At 68.9% G+C, this 7,843-nt stretch carries 6 protein-coding genes and 1 pseudogene; 4 read left to right on the top strand and 3 right to left on the bottom strand.

Translation table 11 applies throughout. From position 1 onward, the window contains the following. The first annotated feature begins 150 nt into the window (after nucleotides 1–150). Entirely contained in the window at nucleotides 151–1,878 is a 1,728-nt protein-coding gene (locus ABGB11_RS42050; RefSeq protein WP_347641293.1) for an NAD(P)/FAD-dependent oxidoreductase, read from the top strand. Nucleotides 1,879–1,967: 89 nt separating this feature from the next. On the opposite strand, the gene ABGB11_RS42045 is transcribed toward ABGB11_RS42050, so the two are convergent. Beyond that, nucleotides 1,968–2,882 (bottom strand): NmrA family NAD(P)-binding protein, encoded by a 915-nt coding sequence (locus ABGB11_RS42045; RefSeq protein ID WP_347641292.1) that lies wholly within the window; start codon nucleotides 2,880–2,882, stop codon nucleotides 1,968–1,970. Between the two features lie 83 nt (nucleotides 2,883–2,965). On the opposite strand from ABGB11_RS42045, the gene ABGB11_RS42040 reads away from it, so the two are divergent. Both ABGB11_RS42040 and ABGB11_RS42035 read left to right on the top strand, forming a co-directional pair. After that, a complete protein-coding gene (locus ABGB11_RS42040) occupies nucleotides 2,966–3,715 on the top strand; it encodes a helix-turn-helix domain-containing protein (protein WP_347641291.1) in 750 nt (249 codons plus the stop codon). Nucleotides 3,716–3,990: 275 nt separating this feature from the next. Beyond that, a complete protein-coding gene (locus tag ABGB11_RS42035; RefSeq protein WP_347641290.1) occupies nucleotides 3,991–4,122 on the top strand; it encodes a hypothetical protein in 132 nt (43 codons plus the stop codon). A gap of 42 nt (nucleotides 4,123–4,164) precedes the next feature. On the opposite strand, the gene ABGB11_RS42030 is transcribed toward ABGB11_RS42035, so the two are convergent. After that, nucleotides 4,165–5,595, bottom strand: a complete 1,431-nt coding sequence (locus ABGB11_RS42030) for a tannase/feruloyl esterase family alpha/beta hydrolase (RefSeq protein WP_347641289.1) — start codon at nucleotides 5,593–5,595, stop codon at nucleotides 4,165–4,167. 589 nt (nucleotides 5,596–6,184) lie between these two features. Here ABGB11_RS42030 and ABGB11_RS42025 point away from each other — a divergent pair. Continuing rightward, nucleotides 6,185–6,808, top strand: coding sequence for a helix-turn-helix domain-containing protein (locus ABGB11_RS42025; protein ID WP_347641287.1), 624 nt, complete (start codon nucleotides 6,185–6,187; stop codon nucleotides 6,806–6,808). 280 nt (nucleotides 6,809–7,088) lie between these two features. On the opposite strand, the pseudogene ABGB11_RS42020 reads toward ABGB11_RS42025, so the two are convergent. Continuing rightward, nucleotides 7,089–7,657 (bottom strand): annotated as a pseudogene (locus tag ABGB11_RS42020) (oxygenase MpaB family protein). Between the last annotated feature and the right edge of the window lie 186 nt (nucleotides 7,658–7,843).

Here is a 7,843-nt window from a genome sequence, read left to right as displayed (position 1 = left end):
GCCGGCGACGACATGGTGCAGAGCACCATCAAGATCCGCCAGGCGGGTTTCGGCGACTGCGTCGACACGCATGTGAGCTTCCTCGACAACCTCGCGATGCTGCGCGACCTCTCCCTCATCCCCTGACCCAGCGTGCCTCCGGAGGCAGACATGACCACGACCATCGCGACGGACTGGCTCACCCGGTTCGGCGACGCGCTCGAACGCGGGGCCGACCTGTCCGGGCTCTTCGCCCCCGAGTGCCACTGGCGGGACGTCGTGTCGTTCACCGGCGACCTTCGAACGTTCTCGCACTCGCGCGCCCCCGCCGAACTCGCCGCCCGCCAGCCGCGGGCGAAGGCGGCGAACCTCCGTCTCGCCGCCGGACGGACGCCGCCGCGCGAGGTGGAGCGGAACGGGATCACCTGCGTCGAGGCGATCTTCGAGTTCGACCTCGCGCTCGGCCGCGGGCTCGGGGTGGTCAGGCTCGTGCCCGGACCGGACGGCCGGTGCGTGGCCCGGAACCTGTTCACCACGCTGGAGGAGATCGCGGGCCGTCCGGAGCGGGCGGGCGCGCACCGTCCCACCGGCCAGGCCGACTCCTCCAAGTTCGGCGGCCCCAACTGGCTCGACCGGCGGCTCGCGGCCGTCGAGTACGCCGACCGCGACCCCGACGTCCTGATCGTCGGGGCCGGGCAGAGCGGCCTCGCCCTCGCCGCCAGGCTCGGCCGGCTCGACGTGGACGCGCTCGTGGTCGACGCCAATGAACGCCCCGGGGACAACTGGCGCAAGCGCTACCACGCGCTCACCCTGCACAACGCCGTCTGGCTGAACGACCTGCCGTACATGCCGTTCCCGCCGACGTGGCCGGTGTTCGTCCCGAAGGACAAGCTCGCCGGATGGTTCGAGGCGTACGTCGAGGCCATGGAGATCAACTTCTGGGGGTCGTCGACGTTCGAGCACGGCGCCTTCGACGAGGCCACCGGGACCTGGGAGGCGCGGATCCGCAGGGCGGACGGCGGGCACCGCACCCTGCGCCCCCGGCACATCGTCCTCGCCACCGGGGTGAGCGGCATCCCGTACCGGCCGGACCTGCCCGGCCTCGGCGACTTCGGCGGCCGGGTGCTGCACTCGGCCGACTACACGGGCGGCGCCGACCACGCCGGTGAACGGGTGGTCATCATCGGGACCGGCAACAGCGCCCACGACATCGCCCAGGACCTGCACGCCAACGGCGCGGCCGCGACGATGGTGCAGCGCAACTCCACCACCGTCGTCAGCGTCGACCCCAGCGCGGCCCTCGGGGACGCGTCCTACCTCACGGCGCCCACCCTGGAGGACAGCGACCTGATCGGGCTGTCGGTGCCCTACCCGGACCTGGTGACCGGGAGCAAGGCGCTGACGGAGGCCATGAAGGAGATGGACGCCGACCTCGTCGCCGGGCTGGAGCGGGCGGGCTTCCGCACCGACTACGGCGAGGACGGCACCGGCCAGCAGATGAAGTTCATGCGCCGCGGCGGGGGCTACTACCTCAACGTCGGCTGCTCCGAGCTGATCATCTCGGGCGAGGTCGGCCTCGTGCAGTTCGCGGACACCGACCGCTTCGTCAAGGAGGGGCTCCGGATGAAGGACGGCACCGTGCTCGACGCCGACCTGGTCGTCCTCGCCACGGGCTTCCACCCGCAGCAGGAGAACGTCCGGCGCCTCATGGGCGACGCGGTCGCCGACGCCGTGGGACCGATCTGGGGGTACGACGACGAGGGCGAACTCCGCAACATGTGGCGGCCCACCGCGCAGCCTGGCCTGTGGTGCACCGCGGGCAACTTCCAGATGTGCCGCACCTACTCCAAGGTGCTGGCCCTGCAACTGCGGCTGGCCCTCGACCGTCCCACCACCTGAACCATGGGCCCGCGGGGTGCCGGCATCCGGTGTGCCGCCGGCACCCCGCGCCGTCCGGCTGGTGGCGTCCGCAGCGGACCGCGTGTGGGTCAGGTGTCGGTGAGGTGGGTGCGGATGGCGGCGGCGCCGGATTCGGTGAGCCAGTCGGTCAGCGTACGCAGTCCGGGGTGGATGACACGGAGGGCCTCGATGTCGGCGTGCCAGCGGTGACCGGCCTGCCAGCGCCTTTTGGTCTCGGCGATCTCCGGGCTGAGTGCGGCGGCCTCGTCGTCGGTGAGCTGCCGGTACCTGACGGTGATGCCGGTCGCCGCGCTGATCGCGGCGGCGGCCTCGACCGGGGTCGGTGCGTCGCCGGCCAGCTCCAGGGTCCGTCCGGCGAAGCGGGCCGGGTCGGCGAACGCCAGCGCGGCGAACTCGGCGACGTCCGCCAGGGCGATGATCTGCATGGGCTCGTGCGGCGGGAACAGGTGCCGGTTCACGCCCTGTGAGATGCCGTCGAGGCCGATCCCGCCGGCGCCGAGGTAGTTGGTCATGAACCGGACCGGCCGCAGGACGGTGGGAAGCGCGATGTGGTCGCGCAGATACTCCTCGATCCGCGCTTTCCCCTCCGAACCCCGCGATGCGGTCGACGCCGAAGCGACGGTGCTGAACACGACCTGCTCGACTCCGGCTTTGACCGCGGCGTCGATCAGCGCCCGGCCGCGGGTCACTTCGAGATCTGTATCGGATCCGGACGGTCCGAAGGCGGCAGGTGGTACGCCGAACACGGCGGCGACGCCGTCCATCGCGGGCGGCAGGCTCGCCGGATCGTCGAAGTCGCCGCGCACGAGCCGGGCGCCCGCGGCGGCCAGCTCGGCCGCGGCGGGGGCCTCCAGGGCGCGCACCAGGGCGCGGACCGGCCGCCCTGAGGCGAGCAGCCGCCGGACGGTGGCTCCGCCCTGTTTGCCGGTGGCGCCGGTGACGAGGATCGGGGTCTCGGTGCCGGCCGGTTTCGCGGTGGTCATGGTGCCCTTTCCGGAGAGCGTGGATACTGACGAGATCCGGAATGTTCCACCCGTTTCAGCCTCGTGGACAAGGATTTCGTGACATGACAGCTGCACCGGATGCGGCACCTGCCCTGCGCACCGATGCCCGCCGTAACCGAGAGATCGTGCTGAGCACGGCGATGCGCGTGTTCGCCGAGGAGGGCCTGGAGGTGTCACTCGGCCGGATCGCGCAACGCGCCGGAGTCGGCGCCGGAACCGTCTACCGGCATTTCCCGAGCAAGGAGATCCTGATCGAGGCGGCCCTGGCCCGGCACGTCGAAGGGCTGGTGGCCGCCGCCGACCGGTGGGCCGCCCGCGCCGCGCCCGGGGAGGCCCTGGCCGGATTCCTGGTCGAAGTGATCGAGAAGTCGGCCGGCCGCCGGCACGTGTGCGATGCGCTCACCAGCGATCAGGGCTGGCCGCGCGCCGTGCTGGCCGCCGCGGCGCAGCGGTTCCGCGAGGCTCTGGAGCGCCTGCTCCGCGACGCGAAGCAGGCCGGGGCGGTACGCGCCGACATACGGGCCGAGGATCTGTCCGCGCTGACCGTCGGTGGTGCCGCACTGCGTTCAGCACACCCAGACCGGGCACGCGCGACAGATCTGGTGCGGCTTCTGCTGGGCGGCTTGCGACCCCACGCTGTCACGAAAGAAGGTGAATTCCGTGACTCCTCCTCTACTCGTCACGAAACCACCGTCGTGAGGCACTGCGCGGAGTGCGGCGCACGGCTCCGCGTCAATACCACCGGGCGCCCGGCCCGGTACTGCGGTCCCACCTGCCGCCAGCGCGCCCACCGGCGCCGTCCCAGCGCGTAGCCCGTCCAGGCCGGTGCGATCAGGTGCGCTCGTGGACCACGTGGTGCATGGGGCCGCCAGACTGATCGGCGACGAGCCGCAGCCCTCTGGCCGGCCAGGTGAACGCCCAACTCCTCCGGGGTTCGGACAGTGGTTTCGGGCAGTTGGTAGTACTCCTCCAACAATGCGCGTGCGGTGTCGTTGTCGCTGACCGCACAGTCCCAGATGACCTGCTCGCCGTCACTGGTGACCTCGAAGGCGAGGTCGCCGAACAGGCCGGGGTCAGCCTTGACACGGTGCGCTACCTCGAGCGGCGCGGAGTGCTGCCCAGGATGGCCGAGCCGGCCAAGATCCGGGACGCCGCCCTCCAGAGCCTGCATGACTGCCGAACCGGCCACTGCCGGTTCGTCCACACCCCATCCCGCTGAGCCGCATCGGCGCGAACGCCCACCGGCGCGTGGTTCGGGTGGTCACCGCGAACAGACGAAGCTCTGGGCGCTGTCGGCGTCACCCGAGCGGTACTTCGGCCAGCGCGGGTACTCGCAGAGCGGACGCGTTCTGCCGCTCCGGCCGTCGATGACCACCGGCTTGACGGGCGGCCGCCCCTTCTCGACCCATCGCTCCAGGGCCGAGAGCGAGTCCCAGTTGGCGGCGAAGGCGGGTGCGCCGAAGTTGGCGTGGTTCGCGCCCGGCACGAGGTAATACCGCATGAAGTTTCGGGTCTGCCCGTAGCCCAGTTTGTCCAGCACCCGCTGGTAATAGTCGTTTGTCGAGCGGTGAGAGACCAGCTCGTCCGCGGAGCCGTGGAGCAGGAGCAGCTTTCCGCCGGAGCGCGCGAAGGGGCGCAGGTTCGAGTTGTTCCGGTCCTGGATGGTGGACAGGTAACTGATCCGGTGAAGCCACTTTCCAGGCCGCCGGGGGTCGACTTCAAGGGAGTTGTGATCAGGGTCCCTCGTGAGGAAGTACTTCACCCACTGATCCCAGTACTGCATCCCGTATCCGCTCGTCGTCGGCATCGGGTTGGCGGGCGCGGACGTGCCGAACCCGAGGAACGGCGTCCTCATGTCGGCGCCCGAAAGGAGCGGGAACCCGGGGTACTCCTTCTCACCGCTGGCGATCCGGTACGGCCAGCGGAACGGCTTGGACGCCGCGATCACCGACGCTATCTGCCGATCCGACAGGCACGTCGGCCCGGTGTCGGCACCGTCCGGACAGCGAAGCGCTCGGGGATCGAAGTCACAGCCGGCCTCGTTCGAGATGACCTTGTCTTCAAGGCCGTCTCGCCCGTCGCACTTCTCTATGACGCTGTTGTAGAGGAGCGTCTGCTTTTCGGGTCCCGGGAATGCGCCAGGCCGGGACATCACCTGCACGAGGTATCCGAGATCTAGGATCTCGGCCATGTTGTTCCAGGCGGGGTAGGCGGAGATGATGCCGTCGAACGCGTCGGGCCACCGTTGCGCGACGATCAGGGCCTCGCGACCGCCGGTCGAGCCACCCGCGAAGTAGGAGCGGCTCGGTCCCGCGCCGTAGCCATGACGGATGAGGAACATGGCGGCGTCGCGGGTCTTCCTGAGCGCATCGCCGGCGGCGAAATTCCGTACCGCCTCGTCGTTCGTGCCGAAGGATCCGTCCAGTGAACCCGTGGGTCCTGCTTGATGCCCGGAGTCACTTCCGAACGTCGCATATCCGCGGGCCAGCGGCGCCAGCCGATCGGGACGTCCGAAGGGCACGTTCTGCGCGATGTCGGGAATCGTTCCGTTGTATCCGCCACCGCCGAACATCATCGCCTTGCGGTTCCAGCCGGCGGGCATGGCGATCCGCAGCTTGATATTCGGCGCAGAGCGATCGACGGGGAAGAGCGCGGCGTCGACCCTGCAGTACTCGACGGTCTCGCCGCTCACGACCTGAGTCGTGAGACTCGCCGACTCGACACGGCCGCCCCTGGTCGGCAGGCTGACCGCCGACGCCGGGATCTCCCTCCCCGCCAGCTCCGTGCACCTCGGCGTCGTGCCCGCCACGGCGATCGACGGCGGTGGCACCAAGACCACCGCGGCACTCACTGACGCGATGACGAGCCCCAGCCCGGCACGGATCGGGTTCGACGTTCTACGAGCTCGCGGCGCTCGGCTCATTGCGGACCCCTCCTGGAGGCTGGCACGCTGTGCCGTCAAATCACACATTCCCGACACTGAGTGCCAGTGTGTCACGCGTCACAAGTGCCCCGCAAGGGTCCTGCTTCAGCAGGCGGCAGCCCGCGATGGCCGTTCAAGGACACCGGAGGATTGACGAGAGCTCGGTGTGCTGTGGGCCGGCTACTTCGCCTCAGCCGGTCCAGTCACCGGCAGGGCCTCCAGCGGTAACGCGGGGTTTCACAGTCGGCGACTTTCGAATACGCGGACTAGACTCAGTGTCAGACCACATCATTATGGGGGCCTGTCGGTGACTTCGCGGCGAGTACTTGAGACCAAGTACCGGATCTCGGAAACGGCAATGGCGCTGTTTCTCGAAGAGGGGTACGAAAACGTTACGGTCGAGGCTGTCGCAGAGGCTTCGCGAGTGTCTCGTCGCACCGTCTTCCGGCACTTCGAGAGCAAGGACGAACTCGCGTTCCCGGACCACAACGAACGCATCGGCCTGGTCCAGCGCTGTCTCGTCGAGTCCAATCCCGACGCAGATCCGGTAGAGGTCGTCATCGCGGCCACGGAGGAGTCACTGCATGACTTCCTCAGCAGGCCTGAGCTCGTCCTACGGCGCTACAAATTGACGCGTCTCGTTCCCGAACTACGGAAGCGAGAGGTCATTGAGCACGAACGATACGTGACACTCACGCGTTCGTTCCTGCGCGATCGCCTCCCACCGGATACACCGCCGTTCCAGTCGATGGGCCTTGCGGCCCTGGTCGACGCGATCCACCGATCAGCTCTCGGAAACTGGGCGCGCAGCGGCGGCACGACCGACGCCATCGCCGAAGTGGAGGCGGGAATGGAATGGGTCCGCCGGCTCCTGGTCCAGGAATCATCGACCACCCCGCTACTTCTCGCGGTGCTCCCTGACGCGCCACAAACCCGCCGCGTCCTCAGCTCACTGAGAGACGCGGCGAAGGAACTGCCCTAGCTGTCCCCCCTTCTGCGGCGATTCAGTCTCTGGACGGCGGGGTCATATTAATCGAACCTCCAGGTGACTATCCCGCGCGACCTCGATGGGTGAACTGCTTCAATCCGCTGTCTTGGACCGCCCGGATCAATGGTCGGTCGAACCTTGTTCTCAACGCACATCTGCCAGCATTGCGATTCGTCAGGAGGCACCTCTCGCAGTTCACCCAGCGCGACCGAGGTCCAGCCCAGATCGGCGGCCGCCCGTGCCACGCGAATGGCGGACTTGCCCTGATCAACGATCAGTAACATCCGGCGCATCCCGGACCTCCCGCTTCGATCTGACGCCCCGGTCGCGCGAAAGGGTCGAACCGGCGCTGCTCGGTCTCAGTCCACGCGATGTCGAATCGCTCTCTGACCGGAGCCGGAAGGCAGCCGATCGCCACCAGGGTCCCCAGCGGCCGCAGGATCGGCCGTTGCATCCGGATAACCGCTCTCGGCACGAACGGCACCGCGCCTATGCCCTCGGTACGGGCGATCGCGACGGACCGCGCCGCCGCGGGCGTCATCGCCAGACGTTCGGCGCAGAAGGCGGCGAAGGCGTCCTGGAATGACCGGTAGTCAGGGGGTACCGGCCGCATCGTCACGCCGTACCGCGCGTACCAGGCGACGGTCTCGTCATAGAGACGCTCGCAGTCGGCCGAGGTCAGCGCGCCCGCCGGGAAAACAGTTCTGCGGTCCGGAACATGTGCCAGGTGAACGTGGCATGCGCCCACCAGAACGTCTCGGGTTCGAGCGCATGGAAACGGCGGCCACCGCTGTCCACGCCCTTGATATCGAGATGCAGGTCGCGGATCCGGCGCGCAATCATCCGGCCGCTCGCCGCGCTGCTGCGCCAGGCACGGGCCAATCCGGTGCTGACCCCGCTCGCCAGGGATCCGGCAAGGTCGTGAAATGAGGGTGTGACCTGCGGGATCGCTGGTCCGGTAGGCGGGTTTGGGGGTTCGCAAGTAGCGGGTGGGGCCCGCGCGGTTCGATGGAAGTTCTCACGCTCACC

It is taken from the genome of Actinomadura sp. B10D3 (genome assembly GCF_039871695.1).
Classification (GTDB): domain Bacteria; phylum Actinomycetota; class Actinomycetes; order Streptosporangiales; family Streptosporangiaceae; genus Spirillospora; species Spirillospora madurae.
Note: the sequence above shows the minus strand (reverse complement) of the source record. Positions and strands in the feature narration are given on the sequence as shown.